At 34.4% G+C, this 515-nt stretch carries 1 protein-coding gene; it reads right to left on the bottom strand.

From position 1 onward, the window contains the following. Positions 1-11 precede the first annotated feature (11 nt). On the bottom strand, positions 12-515 hold a 504-nt coding region (locus RB298_RS00040; RefSeq protein WP_486045129.1), incomplete at its 5' end, for a GerAB/ArcD/ProY family transporter.

Raw genomic sequence — 515 nt, 5'->3', positions numbered from 1 at the left:
TGTTTTAACCTTCATACACTGCGATCTCCTGGTCTTTTTTTAGCAAAGAAAAACGAAAATAAGAATAAAAATAGTGGTATGACCACGATAAATCCTAAGTGTGCTGGTTCTAAAATCTTATTGAATTTTTGAAGGTCAGTTTCATTTCTAGGAAGAAGAGTGATTATGAAAACAATCCCCGCAGTATATGGAAGAAACCCAGCGTGATTGGCACGTCCAAAAAAGTACTTAAAACCATTAGAGGCAAGAAAAATCCAGCTCGCGATAGATGTAACAACAGATATAATCCAGATGGATAAAAAAAACAAATCAATTCGTTCAACAATCTGAAAGGAATAGGATTTAATCATATACAATAAAGGCTGGGGAGTAAGATAGAGATCTTGCCTAGTTTCAAAAAAGATTAGACTAGCAAAAACCATAGACATATAAAAAAGCGTTACGAAAAGGTTGGCACTTGAAACCGCAACTAGTTTACGTGCATCAGTTGCTTTTACATATGGATAGAGAAAAAA

The organism is Priestia sp. BR_2, assembly GCF_041954005.1.
GTDB lineage: Bacteria > Bacillota > Bacilli > Paenibacillales > Paenibacillaceae > Paenibacillus_AQ > Paenibacillus_AQ lautus_A.
The sequence above is the reverse complement of the archived record's forward strand: the minus strand, read 5'-3'. Positions and strand labels throughout refer to the sequence as shown.